16 protein-coding genes and 1 pseudogene are annotated in these 19,809 nt (G+C 74.1%); 8 read left to right on the forward strand and 9 right to left on the reverse strand.

Translation table 11 applies throughout. The features are described from left to right. The first annotated feature begins 40 nt into the window (after positions 1–40). Positions 41–1,417 carry a cysteine desulfurase/sulfurtransferase TusA family protein gene (locus tag ACZ5FU_RS32570; protein WP_451776559.1) on the forward strand — a complete coding sequence of 459 codons (1,377 nt, stop codon included), beginning with the start codon at positions 41–43 and terminating at the stop codon, positions 1,415–1,417. A gap of 94 nt (positions 1,418–1,511) precedes the next feature. Here the strand turns inward: ACZ5FU_RS32570 and ACZ5FU_RS32575 are convergent, their stop codons facing one another. Further along, entirely contained in the window at positions 1,512–2,486 is a 975-nt protein-coding gene (locus tag ACZ5FU_RS32575; protein WP_451526415.1) for a carbohydrate kinase family protein, read from the reverse strand. Between the two features lie 184 nt (positions 2,487–2,670). On the opposite strand from ACZ5FU_RS32575, the gene ACZ5FU_RS32580 reads away from it, so the two are divergent. Together ACZ5FU_RS32580 and ACZ5FU_RS32585 are read left to right on the forward strand one after the other, a co-directional pair. Continuing rightward, complete coding sequence (locus ACZ5FU_RS32580) at positions 2,671–2,880, forward strand: hypothetical protein (RefSeq protein WP_451526416.1); 210 nt, start codon at positions 2,671–2,673, stop codon at positions 2,878–2,880. Between the two features lie 132 nt (positions 2,881–3,012). After that, on the forward strand, positions 3,013–4,896 hold the full coding sequence (locus ACZ5FU_RS32585) for a hypothetical protein (protein ID WP_451776557.1): 1,884 nt from the start codon (positions 3,013–3,015) through the stop codon (positions 4,894–4,896). Between the two features lie 59 nt (positions 4,897–4,955). On the opposite strand, the gene ACZ5FU_RS32590 is transcribed toward ACZ5FU_RS32585, so the two are convergent. Then, the gene (locus tag ACZ5FU_RS32590; RefSeq protein ID WP_451526418.1) at positions 4,956–5,312 is read right to left on the reverse strand and encodes a HesB/IscA family protein; all 357 of its coding nucleotides are present in this window, start codon (positions 5,310–5,312) and stop codon (positions 4,956–4,958) included. A 278-nt stretch (positions 5,313–5,590) separates the two neighbouring features. On the opposite strand from ACZ5FU_RS32590, the gene nadA reads away from it, so the two are divergent. Then, on the forward strand, positions 5,591–6,775 hold the full coding sequence (gene nadA / locus ACZ5FU_RS32595; protein ID WP_451776554.1) for a quinolinate synthase NadA: 1,185 nt from the start codon (positions 5,591–5,593) through the stop codon (positions 6,773–6,775). 609 nt (positions 6,776–7,384) lie between these two features. Here nadA and ACZ5FU_RS32600 read toward each other — a convergent pair. The 5 genes and pseudogenes from ACZ5FU_RS32600 to ACZ5FU_RS32620 form a co-directional block, all read right to left on the reverse strand. After that, positions 7,385–10,489 (reverse strand): efflux RND transporter permease subunit, encoded by a 3,105-nt coding sequence (locus ACZ5FU_RS32600; protein ID WP_469047644.1) that lies wholly within the window; start codon positions 10,487–10,489, stop codon positions 7,385–7,387. Between the two features lie 171 nt (positions 10,490–10,660). Further along, complete coding sequence (locus ACZ5FU_RS32605) at positions 10,661–11,341, reverse strand: response regulator (protein ID WP_451526421.1); 681 nt, start codon at positions 11,339–11,341, stop codon at positions 10,661–10,663. Next, positions 11,338–12,558: a sensor histidine kinase gene (locus ACZ5FU_RS32610; protein ID WP_451526422.1), complete on the reverse strand. Its 1,221-nt coding sequence runs from the start codon at positions 12,556–12,558 to the stop codon at positions 11,338–11,340. The genes ACZ5FU_RS32605 and ACZ5FU_RS32610 overlap by 4 nt, the downstream gene beginning before the upstream one ends. A gap of 143 nt (positions 12,559–12,701) precedes the next feature. Next, positions 12,702–12,974 (reverse strand): annotated as a pseudogene (gene pspAA / locus ACZ5FU_RS32615) (PspA-associated protein PspAA); the annotation flags it as partial. 34 nt (positions 12,975–13,008) lie between these two features. Then, on the reverse strand, positions 13,009–13,785 hold the full coding sequence (locus ACZ5FU_RS32620) for a PspA/IM30 family protein (protein ID WP_451526564.1): 777 nt from the start codon (positions 13,783–13,785) through the stop codon (positions 13,009–13,011). Between the two features lie 289 nt (positions 13,786–14,074). On the opposite strand from ACZ5FU_RS32620, the gene ACZ5FU_RS32625 reads away from it, so the two are divergent. Continuing rightward, positions 14,075–14,701 carry a DUF3043 domain-containing protein gene (locus tag ACZ5FU_RS32625; protein WP_451526424.1) on the forward strand — a complete coding sequence of 209 codons (627 nt, stop codon included), beginning with the start codon at positions 14,075–14,077 and terminating at the stop codon, positions 14,699–14,701. Between the two features lie 83 nt (positions 14,702–14,784). Further along, positions 14,785–15,486 carry a class I SAM-dependent methyltransferase gene (locus ACZ5FU_RS32630; RefSeq protein WP_469047646.1) on the forward strand — a complete coding sequence of 234 codons (702 nt, stop codon included), beginning with the start codon at positions 14,785–14,787 and terminating at the stop codon, positions 15,484–15,486. A 188-nt stretch (positions 15,487–15,674) separates the two neighbouring features. Here the strand turns inward: ACZ5FU_RS32630 and ACZ5FU_RS32635 are convergent, their stop codons facing one another. Further along, positions 15,675–15,887: a hypothetical protein gene (locus tag ACZ5FU_RS32635; protein WP_451526426.1), complete on the reverse strand. Its 213-nt coding sequence runs from the start codon at positions 15,885–15,887 to the stop codon at positions 15,675–15,677. A 114-nt stretch (positions 15,888–16,001) separates the two neighbouring features. Between ACZ5FU_RS32635 and ACZ5FU_RS32640 the strand changes: the two genes are divergently transcribed. After that, positions 16,002–17,213: a bifunctional adenosylcobinamide kinase/adenosylcobinamide-phosphate guanylyltransferase gene (locus tag ACZ5FU_RS32640; RefSeq protein WP_451776549.1), complete on the forward strand. Its 1,212-nt coding sequence runs from the start codon at positions 16,002–16,004 to the stop codon at positions 17,211–17,213. A gap of 61 nt (positions 17,214–17,274) precedes the next feature. On the opposite strand, the gene ACZ5FU_RS32645 is transcribed toward ACZ5FU_RS32640, so the two are convergent. Continuing rightward, complete coding sequence (locus ACZ5FU_RS32645) at positions 17,275–18,243, reverse strand: class I SAM-dependent methyltransferase (protein ID WP_451776546.1); 969 nt, start codon at positions 18,241–18,243, stop codon at positions 17,275–17,277. Between the two features lie 149 nt (positions 18,244–18,392). Here ACZ5FU_RS32645 and cobT point away from each other — a divergent pair, with 149 nt between their 5' ends. Next, positions 18,393–19,532, forward strand: coding sequence for a nicotinate-nucleotide--dimethylbenzimidazole phosphoribosyltransferase (gene cobT, locus ACZ5FU_RS32650; protein ID WP_469047648.1), 1,140 nt, complete (start codon positions 18,393–18,395; stop codon positions 19,530–19,532). Positions 19,533–19,809: the final 277 nt, after the last annotated feature.

Raw genomic sequence — 19,809 nt, forward strand, 5'->3', positions numbered from 1 at the left:
CGGCCCGCCGTCCCGCTCCCCCGCGCTCTACCGTTGCCGTGTGCCCTACTTCGACGCCGCCTCCGCCGTCCCGCTCCATCCCGTGGCCCGTCAGGCCCTGTTGGCCTCGCTCGACGAGGGCTGGGCCGATCCCGCCCGGCTCCACCGCGAGGGCCGCCGGGCCCGGTTGCTGCTGGACGCCTCCCGCGAGGCCGCGGCGGAGGCGGTGGGGTGCCGGCCCGACGAGGTGGTGTTCACCCCGTCGGGGACGCGCGCCGTGCACAGCGGCGTCGCGGGCGCGCTGGCGGGTCGGCGACGCGCCGGACGCCACCTGATCGTGTCATCGGTCGAACACTCCTGCGTGCTCCATTCGGCCGAGGTCTTCGAGTCGGCCGGCGGGACGGTGACCCGGGTGCCGGTGCTGCGGTCCGGCGCGGTGACCCCCGCGTCGTACGCCGGGGCGCTGCGGCCCGACACCGCGCTGGCCTGTCTGCAGTCGGCCAACCACGAGGTGGGGACCGAGCAGCCGGTGGCGGAGGTCGCCGAGGCGTGCCGGGCGGCGGGGGTGCCGCTGTTCGTCGACGCGGCCCAGTCGCTCGGGTGGGCTCCGGTGGCGGGGCCCTGGTCGCTGCTGGCGGCGAGCGCGCACAAGTGGGGCGGGCCGCCGGGGGTGGGGCTGCTGGTGGTGCGCAAGGGGGTGCGGTTCGCTCCCCGGGGGCCGGCCGACGAGAGGGAGTCGGGGCGCGCGGCCGGGTTCGAGAACATCCCGGCGATCGTGGCCGCGGTGGCCTCGCTGCGGGCGGTGCGGACGGAGGCGGCGGCCGAGGCGGCGCGGCTGCGGGAGCTGACCGGGCGGATCCGGGCCCGGGTGGCGCGGGCCGTGCCGGACGTGGAGGTGGTGGGTGACGCGGAACGGCGACTGCCCGGGATCGTCACCTTCTCCTGTCTCTATGTCGACGGGGAGACACTGCTGCACGAGTTGGACCGGGAGGGGTTCTCCGTCTCCTCCGGCTCGTCCTGCACGAGCAGCACGCTCACCCCGAGCCACGTGCTCAGGGCGATGGGGGTGCTGAGCGAGGGGAACGTGCGGGTGTCGCTGCCGCCGGGGACGGCCGAGGAGGACGTGGAGCGGTTCCTCGCCGTGCTGCCGGGCGCGGTGGCGGGGGTGCGGGACAAGCTCGGGGCGCCCGTGCCGGCGGCCGTCGCGGAGGCGGACGAGCTGGTCCTCGACGCCCTCGGCAAGCTCTGCCCGCTCCCCGTCATCGAGCTGGCGAAGGTCATCGCCGACGTGCCGGTCGGCGGCACCGTGCGGGTCCTGGCCGACGACGAGGCGGCCCGGCTCGACATCCCCGCCTGGTGCCAGATGCGGGGACAGGAGTACGTCGGCGAGGAGCCGGCGGAGCGGGGCTCGGCCCATCTGGTCCGCCGCCTCGTCTGAACCGGCTCCGGGCCGCCCGGCACCCCGGCCCGCACCGGGCCGGCCCGCGGCCGTGGGCGGGCCGCGGGCCGGCCGGGGTGCCGGCCGTGTCGGGTCAGTTCAGGTGCTTCTGGACCTCGGCGGCGGCCTCGTCCCCGTACGCCTTGGCGAAGCGGTCCATGAAGTGGGCGCGGCGGAGCTGGTACTCCTGGGTGCCGACGGTCTCGATGACCAGGGTGGCGAGCATGCAGCCGATCTGGGCGGCGCGCTCCAGGGAGACGTCCCAGGCCAGGCCGGAGAGGAAGCCGGCGCGGAAGGCGTCGCCGACACCGGTGGGCTCGGCCTTGCGCTCCTCCTGCGGGCAGCCGACCTCGATCGGCTCCTCGCCGGCCCGCTCGACGCGCACGCCGCGCGCGCCCAGGGTGGTGACGCGGTGGCCGACCTTGCCGAGGATCTCCTCGTCGCTCCAGCCGGTCTTGGACTCGATGAGGCCCTTCTCGTACTCGTTGGAGAAGAGGTACGTCGCCCCGTCCAGCAGGATGCGGATCTCCTCGCCGCCCATGCGGGCGATCTGCTGGGAGAAGTCGGCGGCGAAGGGGATGCCCCGGGAGCGGCACTCCTCCGTGTGGCGCAGCATCGCCTCGGGGTCGTCGGCACCGATCAGGACCAGGTCGAGGCCGCCGACGCGGTCGGCGACGGTCTTCAGCTCGATCAGGCGGGCCTCGCTCATCGCGCCCGTGTAGAAGGAGCCGATCTGGTTGTGGTCGGAGTCCGTGGTGCACACGAAGCGGGCGGTGTGCAGGGTCTCGGAGATGCGGACCGAGGCGGTGTCGACGCCGTGCCGGTCCAGCCAGGCCCGGTACTCGTCGAAGTCGGAGCCCGCGGAGCCGACCAGGACGGGCTTCGTGCCGAGCTGGCCCATGCCGAAGGCGATGTTCGCGCCCACCCCGCCGCGCCGTACGTCCAGCTTGTCGACCAGGAAGGAGAGCGAGACCGTGTGGAGCTGGTCCGCGACGAGCTGGTCGGCGAAGCGGCCGGGGAACGTCATGAGGTGGTCGGTCGCGATGGAGCCGGTGACTGCGATGCGCACGGCGTGGATTCTCCTGTGGATGGGAAAGGGGTGCCCGCCGGCACTCGCCGGAAGGGTGCTCGGCGGGAGGCGGGAGGGCGGGCTGACAGTTCACGCTACCCGGTCGGCCGCGACCGCTGAAGCGGACGAAACTACCCGATAGTAGTTCTTTCTTCGCGGCCCTGTCCGCGCATACGGTGCCGTTATGACGAACCTCGATGTCCACGCGCCCGCTCCGGCCGATCCCGAAGGCGACCTGGCGTCGCTGCGGGGCGACTGCGCCCGGATGGCACCGCACTGGACCGCCCCGGAGAAGCGCGTGGCCCGTCCGGTGCCGCTGTCCCTCCTCCACGGCGTGACCGTCCCCGCGACCGCGGCCCGGCTGCTGGAGGCGATGCCGGAGTACGGCGACTAGCGGGGCTCTCGCGGGCCCTTCCTCCGGCCGGGGCGCGAGCGGGGAACCGTGCGCTCCCCGGCTGCGTCCCATCGCTGTCCCCCGTGCAGGGGATGTGAGGTACGACAGCGGCGCAGCCGAAGGAGCGATGCGGTGAACACCGAGCGACCCGACAACGACGACGCCGCACGCGGGCCGGAGGACGGACGTACCCCGCAGGACCGGGGTACGCCGGAGAAGGCGCGTGCGGAGGGGACCCCGGTCGAGGAGACCGGGAAGGGCGAGGAAGCCGGAGAGACCGGGGAGACCGAGGCGCCCGGGAAGACCGGGACGACCGGAGAGACCGAAGCGCCCGGGGAGACAGAGGAGACCGGAGCGGCGGGGAAGGCCCCCGGCACGGCACGGGGAGCGGGGAGTCCGGGCGAGGCCGACGCGGCCGACGCGCCCGACACCGAGGAGCCGGCCGCAGGCCCGGCGGCCGACGACGCTCCCGCCGGCCCGGCGGCCGGTCCCCCGGCGCCCCCCGCCGGCACCGGTCCGCGGGACGAGGCCGAGAACGAGGAGGAGGACGGGACCGAGGTCGTCGGCCGCTCCCCCGCAGACGCGCGGCACGGCGTCCCGGGGGGCGGCCGTCGGCGCTCCGTCGCGCTCGTCGCCTCCGTCGCCGCCGCGGTGCTGCTCGTCGGCGGGGGCGGGGCCTGGCTGGCCTCCCGCGCGGGGGACGGCGACGGCGGCGGCCGGACGTCCGCGGCGGACGGCACTCCCCCGGCGCTCGTGCTGGACGACCACGCCCCGGCGTCGGTCCCGCAGAGCCCGCCGGGCATCGCGCCCGGGGAGCCGAACCCGTACGGGGTGACCTACCGGGCCGACGGCACCCTCCCCGAGGGCCCCGGCTCGGCGTCCGTGTACTGGGCGAAGGGCGAGGTCTCGCGGGCCGAGGTGACCCGGCTGGCGGACGCGCTGGGGGTCGAGGGGACTCCGGTGGCCGAGGGCCGGACCTGGCGGGTCGGCGCCGCGACGGACGGGTCAGGTCCGCTGCTCCGGGTGGAGAAGGGGGCGCCGGGCCAGTGGACGTTCAGCCGGTACGTCCCCGGCACCGACGCCTGCGAGAGCGGCTCCGACGTCTGCGCGCCGGACGCCACGGCCTCGTCGGCCGACCCGGTGAGCGAGGCGGCCGCGAAGAAGGCGGCGGCGCCGGTCCTGGAGGCGGTCGGACAGGACGACGCCGAGACCGACGCGAGCCAGGTCGTGGGCGCGCGGCGGACGGTGAACGCCGATCCCGAGGTCGACGGCCTGCCGACCTACGGCTGGACGACCGGCGTCACCGTGGACGCCCGGGGCGAGATCGTCGCCGGCAGCGGCCAGGTGAAGACACCGGTCGAGGGGGAGACGTACCCCGTGCTGGGGGCGCGGGAGACGCTGGACCGGATGAACGCGGCGCCGGGGACCGACCCCCGTGCGGGCATCGGCGGCTGCGCCACACCCGTCCCGGCGGAGGAAGGGCGGGAGAGCGCGTGCGGGATGCCTACCGGCGCGTCCCCGAGGGAGACGCTCACGGTCGAGAGCGCGGTGTTCGGGCTCGCCCCGCACGCCTCGGGCGGCCGGCAGGTGCTGGTGCCCTCCTGGCTGTTCTCGGTGCGCGGGGCCGGGGCGCGGGACGCCTACACGGTGACGCACCCGGCGGTCGAGCCGGAGTTCCTGAGCGCGCCCCCGGCCGCCACGCCGTCCGGGGCGCCGTCCTCCGGCACCGGGACCCGTGACGTGAAGGTCGACGGCTACACGGCCGAGGGCGACGAACTGGTCGTCGGCTTCACGGGTGGGGTGTGCTCCGACTACCGGGCGACGGCGGTGGAGAGCGGGGGCCGGGTGAAGGTCACCGTGACCGAGACGCCGTGGCCGGACACGGTCTGCATCAAGATCGCCAAGTTCTTCCACCGGACCGTGCGGCTCGACGGGCCGCTGGGCGACCGGACGGTCGTCGGCTCGGACGGCGGGCAGGTCCCCCTGGAGAAGCCGGGGGCGCGGCTGCCGCGGTAGGCGCCGGACACGCGGAAGGCGGCGGCCCCGGAGGGGACCGCCGCCTTCCGCGTCGCGCCCTAGCTGAAGGAGTCGCCGCAGGCGCAGGAGCCCGTCGCGTTCGGGTTGTCGATCGTGAAGCCCTGCTTCTCGATGGTGTCCACGAAGTCGATGGACGCGCCGCCCAGGTAGGGGGCGCTCATGCGGTCGGTGACGACCTTGACGCCGTCGAAGTCCTTGACGACGTCGCCGTCGAGGGAACGCTCGTCGAAGAAGAGCTGGTAGCGCAGGCCGGAGCAGCCGCCGGGCTGGACGGCGACACGCAGGGCCAGGTCGTCACGGCCTTCCTGGTCGAGCAGGGTCTTGACCTTCGCCGCGGCGGCGTCGGACAGGAGGATGCCGTCGCTGACAGTGGTCTTCTCGTCCGATACGGACATCTACATCTCTCCCGGGTTGTACGGAGACTGCTTGCCGACGGTGTCAACCGGCGGGGCCGCGGATTCATTCCACGGGCCGGGCGAGTTGTCTTCCGCCCGTTCTTTCATGCTCGCACACGCGCGGGGCGGCGAACAGCGGCCCTCGGCTCCCGCGGACGAGCCCGCGCCGGGGCGCGCGGGATTCATGTCACATCGACGCAATGACCATCGTCAAAGTGACATGAAGCGGGTTATGATAGATAGCGTCAGATCGACGAAAAGTAGAAAGGGTGCGTGTCGTGACCACCGCCCAGACCACGGAGCTCGACGTACAGCCGACTCCGCTCGCCCTGTTGCTGCTCGGCCGCGAGGCCGACCCGAAGAGTGAGCGGGGCGTCGAGTGTCCCGGCGACCTGCCCTCCCCGTCCGACCCGGACCTGGTGGAGCGGGCCCGCGCCGCCAAGGAGAAGCTCGGTGACAAGGTCTTCGTCCTCGGGCACCACTACCAGCGCGACGAGGTCATCCAGTTCGCCGACGTCACGGGCGACTCCTTCAAGCTGGCACGGGACGCCGCCGCCCGCCCGGAGGCCGAGTACATCGTGTTCTGCGGTGTGCACTTCATGGCCGAGTCCGCGGACATCCTGACCTCCGACGACCAGAAGGTGGTCCTGCCCGACCTGGCGGCCGGCTGCTCGATGGCCGACATGGCGACGGCCGAGCAGGTCGCCGAGTGCTGGGACGTACTGACCGAGGCCGGCGTCGCCGAGCAGGTCGTACCCGTCTCCTACATGAACTCCTCCGCGGACATCAAGGCCTTCACCGGCAGGCACGGCGGCACGATCTGCACCTCCTCCAACGCCAGGAAGGCCCTGGAGTGGGCCTTCGCGCAGGGCGAGAAGGTGCTGTTCCTGCCGGACCAGCACCTGGGCCGCAACACCGCCGTCCGCGACATGGGCATGTCCCTGGAGGACTGCGTCGTCTACAACCCGCACAAGCCGAACGGCGGGCTCACCGCCGAGCAGCTGCGCGACGCGAAGATGATCCTGTGGCGGGGCCACTGCTCGGTGCACGGCCGCTTCAGCCTGGAGTCGGTGGAGGACGTCCGCGCCCGCATCCCCGGGGTGAACGTGCTCGTGCACCCCGAGTGCCGGCACGAGGTCGTGGCGGCGGCGGACCAGGTCGGCTCGACCGAGTACATCATCAAGACCCTGGAGGCCGCGCCCGCCGGCTCCAAGTGGGCCATCGGCACGGAGCTGAACCTGGTCCGCCGGCTGGCGAACCGTTTCGCTCCCGAGGGCAAGGAGATCGTGTTCCTCGACAAGACGGTCTGCTTCTGCTCGACCATGAACCGCATCGACCTGCCGCACCTGGTGTGGACCCTGGAGTCCCTGGCCGAGGGCACGCTGGTCAACCGCATCGAGGTCGACGAGGAGACCGAGGCGTTCGCGAAGCTGGCACTGGAGCGGATGCTGGCGCTGCCGTAGGCAGGCCGCGGGCGGACCGCGGGGGGACGGCGTCGGAGCCGGAAGTCGCTCCGACGCCGTTCTGCGTCGCGGGTGGGCCGGGTCGAGGGTGAGGAGCGTGCCGTCGGGCGTGGACACCACCGGGCGCCCTCGTCGAGGTGCACCGCGGACCGGCCGGACCCGCCGGCGACCCGCCCCGCGCGGGGCGGGGACTCCCACGACAGGGTGCCGTCGCCGACGTCGAGGGCCGCGACGCGTCCGCTCGCGCCGACCGTCCACCCGGTGTCCCCCGGCTGTCGGCCAGCGGACGCTCGGGCCGCTCCAGGGTCGTGGCGGTCCGCCGCGGCACCTCGCCGGTCCCGGGCGACAGGGCCGTCACCCGGCCGCCCGGGGCGGCGGGGCAGAGCACGCCGTGCGTCAGGGCCACCCCGCCCCGGGGCTCGCCCGCCGGTTCGACCGACCGCCTGGATCCGGCCTCGGGACCGATCCGGTGGCCGCCGGGCGGCCTCGGATCGTCCTGGTGCGGAGGCACCGCCCCGATCCCCTTCCCCCGCGGGGCAGTTCGAGCTCACAGGGCAGGAAGGCCCTGCGGGGAGAGGGACATCGGTGCCGGTCGTGCTCAGCGGCGTGTCACACGGCCGCCGGCTCCGGCTCCTTCGCCGGCTCGGCGGTGTCCTTCTTCGCCGCCCGCTTCTTCGCCCGCCGTTCCTTGCGCAGTTCGAGCATCGCGTAGAGGGTCGGGACCAGCAGCAGGGTGAGCAGCGTGGAGGTGATCAGACCGCCGATCACGACCACGGCCAGCGGCTGCGCGATGAAGCCGCCCTCACCGGTGACGCCCAGGGCCATCGGCAGCAGGGCGAAGATGGTCGCCAGCGCCGTCATGAGGATGGGCCGCAGCCGGTGACGGCCGCCCTCGACCACGGCCTCGACCACGCCGTACCCCTGTCCGCGGTACTGGTTGATCAGGTCGATCAGCACGATGGCGTTGGTGACCACGATGCCGATCAGCATCAGCATGCCGATCATGGCCGGGACGCCCATCGGGGTGCCGGTGGCGATCAGCAGGCCGATCGCGCCGGTCGCCGCGAACGGGATGGAGACCAGCAGGATCAGCGGCTGGGCCAGCGACCGGAAGGTCGCCACCAGCAGCATGAAGACGATCGCGATCGCCGCGAGCATCGCCAGGGCGAGGTTCTTGAACGCGTCGTCCTGGTCCTGCGAGACACCGCCGATCTCGGCCGTGGCGCCCGCCGGCAGCTTCAGCGCGTCCAGCTTCGCCGTCAGGTCCGCGCTCACCGCGCCCGTGTTGTCGCCGGTCGGCCGCGCGGTGACGGTGGCGGCGCGCTGACCGTCGATGCGGGTCATGGAGACGGGGCCGTCGACGAGCCGCACGGTGGCGATGTCGCCGAGCTTCACCGGGCCGAGGGGCAGGGCCCGGAGCTGGGCCAGCGTGGTGGCCGGCGCGGCGGAGGTGATGACGACGTCGCGCTCGGTGTCGTCCAGGACCGCCTTCGCCGCCGTCGTCCCGCGGACCGCCTGCGTGACCGCCGCGCCGAGCGTCTGCTCGTCGAACCCGGCGGCCGCGGCCTTCGCGTTCGCCGCCACCGAGATGCGCGGCACGCTCTGCGAGAGGTCGCTGGTGACGTCGGTGACGTCGTCCAGGCCGGCCACCGCGGCGCGCACCTGCTCGGCCGCCGTGCGCAGCACCTCGGCGTCGGCCGCCTTCACGACGACGCTCAGGTCCTGGCTGCCGAAGCCGTCACCGGCGGCGACCGTGGTGCTGCCGATGCCGGACAGCTTCTTCAGTCCGTCCTCGATGTGGTCCTGGACGTCCTCAAAGGACGCCGAGTCCTCCAGCATCACCTGGTACGAGGCCTGGTTGGTGTCGGTGCCGCCGCCGAAGGCGGCCATGAACCCGGAGGAGCCGACGGTGACCTGGTAGTCCTTCACGCCGTCGATTCCGGCGAGGAGTTGCTCGACCTTCTTGGCCTGGGCGTCGGTCGCCGCCAGGCTGGTGCCCGGCTCCAGCTCCTGCTTGACCGTCAGGACCTGCTGCTCGCCCTGGTCGAAGAAGTTGGTCTTCAGCAGCGGCGCCATGCCGAAGGTGCCGATCAGGACGACGACCGCGATCGCCACGCTCGTCAGACGGCGCCGGGTCGCGAACCGCAGGACGGGGACGTAGAGGCGCTGCAGGCGGCTGTTCGCCTCCTTCTCCTCGGCCGCGCGGCGGGCCTCCTCGGCGTCCTCGGGGGTGCCCTTCGGAGGCCGCAGGAACCAGTACGACAGGACCGGGACGACCGTCAGCGACACCAGCAGGGAGGCCAGCAGGGCCGCCGTGACGGTGAGGCTGAACGCGCCGAACAGGGCGCCGACCATGCCGCCGACCAGGCCGATCGGCAGGAACACGGCGACCGTGGTGAGGGTGGAGGAGGTGACCGCGCCGGCCACCTCGCGGACCGCGGTGAGGATGGCGCTCTGGCGCTCCTCGCCGTAGCCGAGGTGACGCTTGATGTTCTCCAGGACCACGATCGAGTCGTCGACGACGCGGCCGATGGCGATGGTCAGCGCGCCCAGGGTCAGCATGTTGAGCGACAGGTCGCGGGTCCACAGCACGATCAGGGCGAGGACGACGGACAGCGGGATGGACACCGCCGTCACCAGCGTCGAGCGGACCGACGCCAGGAAGACCAGGATGACCAGGACCGCGAAGAGCAGGCCGAGCGCGCCCTCGGTGGTCAGGCCCTCGATGGACTTCGACACCGCCGGGCCCTGGTCGCTGACGACCGTGATCGACGCGCCGGCGCCGAGGTCCTCGCGCAGGCCGGGCAGCTTGTCCTGGACCGCGTCGGAGATGGCGACCGCGCTGCCGTCGTGGTCCATGGTGACGGCCACGGCGAGGCTGGGCTTGCCGTCGGTGCGGGTGATGGAGGCGGCCGGGGCCTCCTCCTGCTTCACCGTGGCGACGTCGGCGAGGCGGACCGGCTTGCCGCCCGGCTGCGCGGGGATCACCAGGTCCTGGATCTGCTGCAGGGAGGTGTAGCCGCCGCCGACCTGGACGGTGCGGTTGCCGCCGGCCTCGTCGAAGGAGCCCGCGGCGACGGTGACGCCGCCGGCCTGGAGGGCCTGGGCGAGCGACTGGGTGGTCAGCCCGGCCTTCGCCAGCTTCGCGTCGGCCGGGGTGACGGCGACCCGCAGGTCGCGCACGCCGTCGACGGTGACCTGGCCGACGCCGTCGATGTCCTTCAGCGCGGGCACGACCGTCGTGTCCAGGCGGTCGGCGAGGGCCTGCTGGTCGCCGGCCGAGGCGACGGCGAGGACCACGGTCGGGATGTCGTCCGTGGAACCGGCGACGACCTGGGGGTCCACCGAGTCCGGGAGCCGGACACGGGCCCGGTTGACGGCCTGCTGGACGTCGGCGACGAGCTGCTTGGTGTCGTTGCCGTAGTCGAAGGAGGTGAGGACGACGGCGTTGCCCTCGCTCGCGGTGGAGGTGACGCCGGTGATGCCGTCGACCCCTTCGAGGTTGTCCTCGATGGGCTGGATCACCTGCTTCTCGACGACGTCGGGGGAGGCGCCCTGGTACGGCGCGATCACCGAGACCATCGGCAGTTCGATGGTGGGCAGGAGCTGCTGTTTGAGCTGCGGGATCGCGATCGCCCCGAACACGATCGCGATGATGGACACGAGGCCTATCAGGGCCCGTTGCGCGAGGCTGAACTTCGACAGCCAGGACATGGGTTACAGGTCTCTCTTCCAGGAGCGGCGGGGCAGGGACGGAAAGGGTGACGCGAGCACACACGAGCGCCGTCCCCTACACCCTGGGCCATGGGGAGAGCCCGACCCGTAAGCCCCAGGTCGGTTTCCTTATCCGGCGCATACTCCGGGCGCAGTACGGCCGGGTGGAGATCAGTCCACCCTCGGGCGGACCAGCCCTGACTCGTACGCGATCACCACGAGCTGGGCCCGGTCGCGGGCACCCAGCTTGGCCATGGCCCTGTTGACGTGCGTCTTCACGGTCAGCGGGCTGACCTCCAGGCGCTCGGCGATCTCGTCGTTGGAGTGGCCGCCGGCGACCTGGACGAGGACCTCGCGCTCCCGGCCGGTGAGCGCCGAGAGCCGCTGCGTCCGGTCCGGGGCGTCGTCGCCCTCCGCGTCGCCCTGCGCGAGGAAGCGGGCGATCAGCCCCTTGGTCGCGGCCGGCGAGAGCAGGGCGTCCCCGGCGGCGGCGACCCGGATGGCGTTGAGCAGTTCCTCCGGCTCGCTGCCCTTGCCGAGGAAGCCGGAGGCACCGGCGCGCAGCGACCGCACGACGTAGTCGTCGACCTCGAAGGTCGTCAGGATCACCACGCGGACCTGCGCGAGGGACGGGTCGGCGCTGATCAGACGGGTGGCGGCGAGACCGTCGGTACCGGGCATGCGGATGTCCATCAGGACGACGTCGGCGCGCTCCTCCTTGGCGAGCCGGACCGCCTGCGCCCCGTCGGACGCCTCGCCGACCACCTCCATGTCGGGCTCGGAGTCGACGAGCACCCGGAACGCGCTGCGCAGCAGCGCCTGGTCGTCGGCGAGCAGGACACGGATGGTCATGCGGAGTCCTCGGGGGCGCTGGAGCGGGTCTCGACGGGCAGGATCGCATGGACGCGGTAGCCGCCTCCGTAGCGGGGGCCGGTGGTGAGGGCGCCGCTCAGGGCGGTGACGCGCTCGCGCATCCCGAGCAGGCCGTGTCCGCCGCCGCCCTCCGGGGCCGGTACGTCCCCGGCGCCGTCGTCGAGGACGGTGACCTCGATGTGGGGGCCGACGCGCACGACGCTGACCTCGGCCCTGGCCCGCGGCCCCGCGTGTTTGCGCACGTTGGTCAGGGCCTCCTGGACGACGCGGTAGGCGGCCAGGCCGACGGCGGCGGGGAGTTCGGTGCCGTGGTCGGCGCGGGCCACCTCGACCGGCAGGCCCGCGTTGCGGAAGGTGCCGGCCAGTTCGTCGAGCCGGTCGAGGCCGGGGGCGGGCTCGGTGGGCGCCTCCGGGTCGCCGGACTGGCGCAGCAGACCGACCGTGGCGCGGAGTTCGTCGAGCGCGGAGCGGCTGGCCTCGCGGACGTGCGCGAGGGCTTCCTTGGCCTGGTCGGGGCGTCTGTCCATGACGTGGGCGGCGACCCCGGCCTGCACGTTGACCAGGGCGATGTGGTGGGCGACCACGTCGTGCAGGTCGCGGGCGATGCGCAGGCGCTCCTCGGCGACCCGGCGGCGGGCCTCCTCCTCACGGGTGCGTTCGGCGCGTTCGGCCCGCTCCCGGATGGCGCGCACGACGGCCCGGCGGCTGCGGACGGCGTCCCCCGCGGTGGCGCCGATGCCGGTCCAGGCGAGGATCCCCACGTTCTCCTGGGCGTACCAGGGCAGCGGCCCGGCGAGCATGGCGGTGCCGGTGAGGACGGTGGTGGTGAGCAGGCCGACCCGCCAGGCGGTGGGACGGTCGGTGGTGGAGGCGACGGTGTAGAGGGCGATCACGGCGGACATCGCGACGGGGGCGCGGGGGTCGCCGGTGAGGCTCTCGACCACGGAGCAGGCGCCGGTGACCGCGAGGACCGCCGGGGGGGCGATGCGGCGGAGGACGAGGGCGGCGCCGGCGAGGGTGATCAGCAGCAGGCTGAGCGCGTCAGGGCTGCGCAGGCTCCAGCTGACGCCCCGCTCGCCGTGCGGGTCGATGAAGGCACCGGCCAGCATGCACAGCAGTACGGCGGCGGCGAGGGCGGAGTCCAGGGCGAGGGGGTGGGCCTTCAGCCGGCGCCGGGCTCGGGCGAGGGGGGTCAAGGGGGGTCACTTTCCGTACCGTCGCTTTCGTGGCGGTCGCCGGGGCCGGCGCTCTCGGATCCACCCGCCGGCCCGGGCGACGTCGACCCCGGCCGTCCGGCGGGCGGGACCCGCGCGCCGTCACCCGGGGGCCGGCCCGGCTCGGGGATCAGCCCGTCGTCGCTCAGCATCTCCCGCACCTCCTCCAGGCTCGCGTCCGGAGCCGGGAGGATCAGTTCGGACGGTTCCAGGCAGTCGTCGGGGAGGGGATCGCCCAGGCGGCGCACGGCGTCCAGGAGGGCGCCGAGGGTGCGGTGGAAGCCGTCGTCGTCGCCGCCCTCCGTCTCGGCCAGCAGTTCGTCGTCCAGGGTGTTCAGCTCGGCGAAGTGGGAGTCGGCCAGCGTCCACTGGCCCTCCCCCATGATCCGGACGATCATGTCGGTCTCCTCGGCTCCGGCCCCGGCCGCGAAGTTACTGCTTGTCGAGGCGCGGGGTGTCCTGCGGCTGCTGCCGGCTCTGCGCCGGGTCGGCGCCGCCTTCGATGGCCTGCTGCCCGGACGAGGGGCCACCGGCCAGCTCCGCCTTCATGCGCTGGAGCTCCAGCTCCACATCCGTACCACCGGAGAGCCGGTCCAGCTCGGCCTGGAGGTCGTCCTTGGCGATGCCGGTGGGGTCGTCCAGGGCGCCGGAGGCGAGGAGTTCGTCGAGGGCGCCGGCCCGGGCCTGGAGCTGGGCCGTCTTGTCCTCGGCACGCTGGATCGCCAGGCCGACGTCGCCCATCTCCTCGGAGATGCCGGAGAAGGCCTCCCCGATCCGGGTCTGCGCCTGCGCGGCCGTGTAGGTGGCCTTGATGGTCTCCTTCTTGGTGCGGAAGGCGTCCACCTTGGCCTGCAGGCGCTGGGCCGCCAGGGTGAGCTTCTCCTCCTCGCCCTGGAGCGTCGAGTGCTGCGTCTCCAGGTCGGTGACCTGTTGTTGGAGGGCGGCACGGCGGGAGAGCGCCTCGCGGGCCAGGTCCTCGCGGCCCAGCGCGAGCGCCTTGCGGCCCTGGTCCTCCAGCTTGGAGGACTGCGACTGCAACTGGTTCAGCTGGAGTTCCAGCCGCTTGCGCGAGGTGGCCACGTCCGCGACACCGCGGCGGACCTTCTGGAGGAGCTCCAGCTGCTTCTGGTACGAGTAGTCGAGGGTCTCGCGCGGGTCCTCGGCCCGGTCAAGGGCCTTGTTCGCCTTCGCGCGGAAGATCATCCCCATACGCTTCATGACACCGCTCATGGGCTTCGCGCGCCCCCTTCTGACGTCCAGCTCCAGCTCTGCGACAGAACCCACAGTACGGGCCCTGCTTCCATTGACGCACTGTTCGAGGACAGATGCGCTCATCCCCGAGGACGACTGACCGGGGCCTTGCTCCGGCGTGAGGAGGAGACGACCTTCGGGGTGACCGCCTCGCCACCGCCTGTCCCCTCTCCACCGGTCTGTCCCGGGTCCGTCCTCACTTCAGACGAGCGGCGTTGCCGGATCGTTCCCCACCGGGCTGGGGTCCATGCCCGGGGAGCGCTTACCCTTGGGTTTTGTGTTCCGTAGCCGTGCCAAGGAAGAGAAGGTCCCGGTAGCCGACAGGGCGCCGGCCGACTCCAAGCAGACCCGCGACCCGCAGGCCCCCAAGGGCAGGCCCACGCCCAAGCGCAGTGAGGCCCAGTCCCAGCGCCGCAGCGTCGCCAGCACCTCGTTGTCGCGCAAGGACGCCGCCAAGCGTCAGCGCGAGGAGCGCCGAGCCCAGCTGGAGCGCCAGCGCCAGGCGCTGGCGGGTGGTGACGAACGGTTCCTGCCGGCCCGCGACAAGGGCCCGGTGCGCAAGTTCGCGCGCGACACCATCGACTCGCGGTTCAACGTGGCGGAGTTCTTCCTGCCGATGGCCGTGGTGATCCTGGTGCTGAGCATGGTCCGGGTGGGCTCGCTCCAGACGATCGCACTGCTGCTGTGGCTCGTGGTGATCGTGCTGATCGTGCTGGACTCGCTCGTGACCGGGTTCCGTCTGAAGAAGCGGCTCGCCGAGCGCTTCCCCGACCAGAACCGTCGGGGCGCGGTGGCCTACGGGCTCATGCGCTCCCTGCAGATGCGTCGGCTCCGGCTGCCCAAGCCGCAGGTCAAGCGCGGAGAGCGGCCCTGAGCACGGGTTCTTTCTCCGGGGGCGCGGCGAAGGCCTGGCTGAGCAGGCTCGGCGGGCTGCGTGACGTCGTACGGCAGGAGCTGGTGGCCCGGCAGCTCGACGAGCAGATAGCCGGGCGGTATCCGGTCAGGCAGCGGCTGCGCGTGCTCGACGTGGGGATGGGGCAGGGCACGCAGGCGCTGCGGCTGGCCCGGCTCGGCCACCAGGTGACCGGGCTGGAGCAGGACGCGACGATGATCGCCGCGGCCCGTGAGGCCCTGTGCGGGGAGCCCGAGGGCATCCGGGAGCGGATGCAGATCATGGAGGGCGACGGCCGGGACACCGGTGCGCACTTCCCGCCGGGCAGCTTCGACGTGGTGCTCTGCCACGGCGTGCTCATGTACGTCCAGGAGCCGGATCCCCTGCTCGCGGGCCTCGCGCGCGTGCTGGCCCCCGGCGGGCTGCTGTCCCTCCTGGTGCGCAACGCCGACGCGCTGGCCATGCGGCCCGGGCTGGGCGGGGACTGGGCGGGCGCCCTGGGCTCCTTCGACACCACGGCCTACCGCAACCGGCTGGGCCTCGACGTCCGCGCGGACCGCCGGGAGACCCTGACCGCGACCCTCTCGGGCATCGGGGCGCCGCTGCACGCCTGGTACGGCGTGCGGGTCTTCACGGACACGGCGGTGGACGGCGCGGACGTCCCCGAGGACCTGGAGCCGCTGCTGGCGGCGGAGGAGCGGGCGGGCCGGACGGACCCGTACCGCAGCGTGGCGGCGCTGCTGCACCTGTGCGGCGTGCGGGGCTGAGGGACCGAGGGGCTCCCCCGGACGGCTCTCCCCCGGCGGCTCCCCGGAACGGCGACGGGCGGACGGCCGACGTGACGCCGGCGAGGGGTGGCGGGGACCGTCGGGCGGGGCGAGCCCCGGACGGGGGTGAGTGCCGGACGGGGTGAGCGGGGTGGCCGTCGGCCGGCCACCCCGGGCCGGTGCCGGTCCTACGACTCGTCGGCGTGCAGGTTCATCGGGCCGTAGATCTCGGTGGCGTCCTCGGACAGCCGGACCTGGTCCGCGCCGCCTTCGAGCAGGGCCTTCCAGTGCTCCCCGAGCCAGGACTCGGCGTCCCCCTGGGTGGTGAACTCCTCCGGCTCCACCGCGGGCTGGACCTCCGTCCCGTCGGCCTTCTCGAACCGCCACGTCCATGCCGCCATGTACGCCTCCAACGTGTGAGCACATGCAGAGCAGGAGCCGGATCATGGTCCGGCTCCAGGCACGCAGCCTAGCCGGATGCGCAAGACCCGGTCGGACGCGCGAAAATCAGGTCCGTGGAAGTGACTCTGCTCGGTACCGGTGCCCCCGCGGGACTCCCCCGCCCCGACTGTCCCTGTGCCGTCTGCGCGACCTCCCTCGGGGTGGACGCCCGGGCGGCGACCGCGGTGCTCGTGGACGGGGCGCTGCTGCTCGACCTCACGCCGGGCGCGGCCTTCGCCGCCGCGCGCTCCGGCCACTCCCTGGGCGGCGTACGGCAGGTGCTGCTGTCGCATCCGCACGACGGGCCCGCGGTCGAGGTGCCGGCCGGGCTGCCGCAACCCGTCCGGGCGTCGGACGGACGGGAGTTGACGCAACTGACGGGGCATCGGGTGCGGGGGGTGGCGATGGACGCGCCCGGTACCGGGTACGCCGTGACCGGCCCCGACGGGCAACGGCTGCTGTACCTGCCGCCGGGCGGGGCGCCGGCCGGGCTGGAGGAGGGCGGGGAACCGGCCGAGCGGTACGACATGGTCCTCGCCGACGTGGTGGGGCGGCCGGACGCGCTGGCGAAGCTGCGGGCGGTGGGCGCGGTCGGACCCACCACGGACGTCGTCGCCGTCCATCTGGACCACGACGTGCCCCCGGGGCCGGAGGTGCGGCGCCGGCTGGCCGCGGCGGGGGCGCGGGCGGTGCCGGACGGCTCGACGCTGACGGTGGGCGTCTACGAGGAGGTGCCGGACGTGCCGCGGCGGACCCTGGTGCTGGGCGGCGCGCGGTCGGGCAAGTCGGTGGAGGCCGAACGGCGGCTGGAGTCCTTCCCCGGCGTGCTGTACGTCGCGACCGGCGGGTCGCGGGGCGGGGACGGCGAGTGGGCGGCACGGGTGGCCACGCACCGGGAGCGGCGGCCGGGGTCGTGGCGGACGGCCGAGACGTGCGACCTGGTGCCGCTGCTCGCCGAGGACGGGGCGTCGCCCCTGCTGATCGACTGCCTGTCGCTGTGGCTGACCGACGCGATGGACTCCGTCGGCGCCTGGGACGACGCGGTGTGGGCGGACGGCGGCGAGCGCGCGCTGCGCTCCCGGGTGGCGGAGCTGGCGGGAGCGGTGCGGGGGACCCGGCGCCCGGTGGTGCTGGTGTCGAACGAGGTGGGGTCCGGGATCGTGCCGGCGACGGCGTCGGGACGGCGGTACCGGGACGAGCTGGGACGGCTGAACGCGGCGGTCGCGGGCGAGTGCGAGGAGGTGCTGCTGGTGGTGGCGGGACAGGTGACGGTGCTGCGGGGCTGAGGCGCCGGCGCTCCCGGGCGACGGTCCGACGCTCGGGGCGGGCGCCCGCCGGGGGCCGGGGTCAGTTCCTGCGGGCGATCACCCGGTAGGTGTTGGAGAAGCGGGTGTGGCGGAGCAGGGGGGCCAGCAGGTGGTCCAGGGCGTGGGCCGCGGCGACCAGCGGGCGGGCGGCTCGCGGGAGGGCCGCGCCGGAGGACGTGCGGGGGGCGGGGACCGGGCGGGACAGGGACAGGGCGAGGGCCGCCGCGAGGTCGTGGGGGACGTGGGCGCCGCTGCGGTCGGCCGTGACGACGGTGCAGCCCTGGGCCTCGAGTTCGGCGCGGAGGTTGGGCAGGGGGACGAGGTGGAGGTGGCGCGGCTGCCCGTGGGCCACCCACCACTTGCCGAGCAGCGCCGCGAACGCGCTGTCCGGTTCGGGCAGTTCGAGGAGCAGGTGCCCGCCGGGCCGCAGCGCGACGAGCGCGGCACGCAGTTCCGCGCGGGGGTCGAGGACGTGCTCCAGGTGGCCGAGCATGCTGACGACGTCGTAGCGGGCGCGCAGCCGTGCGGTGGTGGCGGGGTGGGTGAGCTGCCCCTGGTGGGCCTCCTCCACGCGGCCGGCCTCCTGGGCCCGGACGACCCGCGGGGTGGGGTCGAGCCCGTCGAAGGAGGTGTAGGTGAAGAGTTCCTTGGCCGCCTCGGGGAACAGCGCGTCGCCCGTGCCCACGTCCAGCCAGCTCTCCGGCTCGGGGAAGGGCAGCATCGTGCGGGCGGTGGCCACCAGCCGGCGCCGCCGCGTGCGGGTGGCGAGGACGCGTTCGGTGGAGCCGTGGGGCGGGTCCCCGGCCGGGGGGCGGTGGTAGAGGGCGAGGCCCTCCGCGGTCAGTCGCGGGTTCTGGAAGGCGTGGGCGCAGTCCCGGCATTCGTCGAGGGCGAAGGTGCCGGGGCGGTGGTGGAGCAGGTCGGGCGCGCGCAGGCGGGTGCGCAGGCGTTTCGAGCCGCACCAGGGGCAGTCGTCGCGGCGCGGCTCGTGGATGGGCCTGGGGGGCATGAGCGGCTCCGTGGAGGGGCGTCGGGGGGTGCGGCGATTCTCAACAAAACGGAACGTATGGGATGCCGATCTTGGGTGCAAAGACGTCAGGGGGGTGTGGTGCCGATGTGGCGCCGGACCGTTCGACCGGTGCCGGTACTGTTCGGCGAATGAGCTCGCTGAATCTCGACGACTTCACCGATCTGATCGAGCGTCCCGACGGCGGGGTGCGCCGCGACGCGGAGGCCCGCCGGGAACGGCTGACCGTGCCGCCCGGATCGCTGGGCCGCCTCGACGACCTGGGTGAGTGGCTGGCGGCGGCGCAGGGTTCGGTGCCCGTACGGCCGGTCGTACGGCCCCGGGTGGTGCTGTTCGCCGGCGATCACGGGATCGCGGAACTGGGTGTCTCCGCGCGCCCGGCGGGCGGCGCGGCGGAGCTGGTGCGCGAGGTGCTGGAGGGCGGCCGGCCGGTGTCGGTGCTCGCCCGGCGGCTCGACGTCCCCGTGCGCGTCGTGGACATGGCGCTGGACTGCCCGCCGGAGACGTTCCCCGGGGACGTCGTGCGGCACCGGGTGCGGCGCGGCAGCGGCCGTATCGACGTCGAGGACGCGCTGACCGCCGAGGAGGCCGAGACGGCCTTCCTCGCCGGGGTCGCGGTGGCCGACGAGGAGGCCGACTCCGGGACGGACCTGGTCGTGCTCGGCGACGTCAGCGTGGGCGGGACGACGGCGGCGGGCGTGCTGGTGGCCGCGCTGTGCGGGACCGACGCGTCCGTGGTGACCGGGCGGGGCGGTCTGGCGATCGACGACCTGGCGTGGATGCGCAAGTGCGCCGCGATCCGGGACGCGTTGCGGCGGGCGCGGCCGGTGCTCGGGGACCAGTTGCGGCTGCTGGCGACCGTGGGCGGCGCGGACCTCGCGGCGATGACGGGCTTCCTGCTCCAGAGCGCCGTGCGGAAGATGCCGGTGGTGCTGGACGGCGTCGTGGCGGCGGCGTGCGCGCTCGTCGGGCAGCGGATCGCGTTCCGGGCCCCGGACTGGTGGCTGGCCGGGCAGCGCAGCGGGGAGCCGGGGCAGGCGAAGGCGCTGGACCGGATGGCGCTGGAGCCGCTGCTGGACCAGGGCGTGACGGTGGGCGAGGGCGCGGGGGCGCTGCTGGCGCTGCCGCTGGTGCAGGCGGCCGCCGCCCTGGCCGCCGAACTGCCGGAGAGGCCCGCGGCACCGCAGGGGCCCGAGGGCTCCGAGGGCTCCGAGGGCTCCGCCGGGAAGGTGGCCGCCGGAGAGCCCGCCGAGGCGCTCGGCACGGAGTAGCCACCGGACCGCCGACCGTCACCGCGGAGCGCCGGGCATGCCCGGCGGCCCGCACCGCAGGGCTCGGCGGCACGCCTGCGACGCTCGGCGGCACACCAGAGGACGCCCGGCAGCGCGCCGCAGGTGCTCGGCGGCGGCACGCCAGAGCCCGGCGTGGACGGCACGCCTACGACGCCCGGCGGCACACCCGGAGATGCTCGGAACGTGCCGGCCGTACTCGGCGGCGGCACGCCAGGGCCCGGCGTGGACGGCACACCGGCGACGCCCGGCGGCACAC

It is taken from the genome of Streptomyces sp. NPDC031554 (assembly GCF_055580685.1).